The following is a 1,592-nucleotide window of genomic DNA, read 5'->3' as shown; positions in this document are numbered from 1 at the left end:
GCGAGTTCGGCGACGGTGGGGTGGGCGAACAGGTCGCGGATGGTGAGCTCGGCGCCCAGCACGCTGCGGACGCGGCTCATCAGCCGCATCGCGAGCAATGAGTGGCCGCCCAGGTCGAAGAAGCCGTCGTCGACGCCGACGGATTCCGCGCCCAGGACCTCGGCGAAGAGCGAGCACAGGATCTCCTCGCGCGGGGTGCGCGGCAGCCGCGCCTCCGCCGAGGCCCCCACGCGCGGGGCGGGAAGCGCCTTGCGGTCCAGCTTGCCGTTCGGCGTCAACGGCAACGCCTCCAGCACCACGAACGCCGACGGCACCATGTAGTCGGGCAGCACCGCGGCCACGCGCGCCCGCAGGGACTGCGCGTCCGGGGCCGCCCCTCCCTCGGGCACCACATACGCCGTCAGCCGCTTCACGTCCGGAGCGTCCTCGCGTACCACCACGGCGGCCTGTGCCACTCCGTCGCACCCGGCGAGTACGGCCTCGATCTCGCCGGGTTCGATCCGGAACCCGCGCAGCTTGACCTGGTCATCGGCGCGGCCGATGAACACCAGCCGTCCGTCGGCGCTCCACCGCACCACGTCACCGGTCCGGTACATCCGTGTCCCCGGCGCACCGTACGGGTCCGCCACGAACCGTTCCGCCGTCAGCCCGGGGCGGTTCAGATATCCGCGTGCCAGTCCCGCACCCGCGATGTACAGCTCGCCCGCCACCCCCACGGGTACGAGGCGCAGACCGGCGTCCAGCACATAGACCCGCATGCCGTCCATCGGCCGGCCGATCGGCACGGTGTCGGTGACCTCGGCCACCGACCGCAGCGGATGGCAGGTGGCGAACGTCGTCGTCTCGGTCGGTCCGTAGCCGTCGGTGACGACGATCCCGGGGCAGGCCTCCAGCACCCGGCGCACCATGGCCGACGGGACCACGTCGCCGCCGGTCCACACCTCGCGCACGCCGGTGAAGGCCCCGGGTGCCTCCTGTGCCAGCAGCCGGAACAGACCGGCGGTCAGCCACAGCGCCGTCACGCCCTGGTCGCGGATCTCCCTCTCCAGCGCACGCACGTCCAGGTCACCGGGGGGAGCCACGACGACGGTCCCGCCGGACAGCAGCGGCACCCACATCTCGTACGTCGAGGCGTCGAAGGCGTGCGGGGAGTGCATCAGCACCCGCCGGTGCGCGTCCGTCCGGAAGCGGCGGTCCGCCGCCAGCGCGACGACATCCGCGTGCGTGACGGCGACGCCCTTCGGCACACCCGTCGAGCCGGAGGTGTACATCACGTAGGCGAGCTGCTCGGGACGGCTGGTGATCCCCGGGTCGTCCGACGGCGAGGCAGCCGGCTGCCCGGTGTCGTCCACGACCAGCACCCGGGCCGCGTGCTCGAACTCCACTCCCCGCGACGCCCGGTCCGTCAGCAGCACCGGGGCACCCGTGTCGGCCATCACCCTGCTCAGCCGCTCGGCGGGCGACCGGACGTCCAGCGGCACATAGGCCCCGCCGGCTTTGAGTACGGCGAGAAGTGCCACGACCGTCTCCACCGAGCGTTCCATGAGGACCGCGACCAGTGATTCCGGCCCCACTCCGTGCTCCAGCAGCAG

General features: G+C 72.6%; 1 protein-coding gene. It reads right to left on the bottom strand.

Going from position 1 to position 1,592, the window contains the following annotated elements; all coding sequences use genetic code 11:
• Positions 1-1,592 (bottom strand): amino acid adenylation domain-containing protein (locus ACH4LD_RS42955; RefSeq protein ID WP_398059969.1); only part of this gene is annotated, 1,592 nt, incomplete at both ends.

The sequence above is a fragment of the Streptomyces sp. NPDC017676 genome, from assembly GCF_044329325.1.
Lineage (GTDB): Bacteria > Actinomycetota > Actinomycetes > Streptomycetales > Streptomycetaceae > Streptomyces.
Note: the sequence above shows the minus strand (reverse complement) of the source record. Positions and strands in the feature narration are given on the sequence as shown.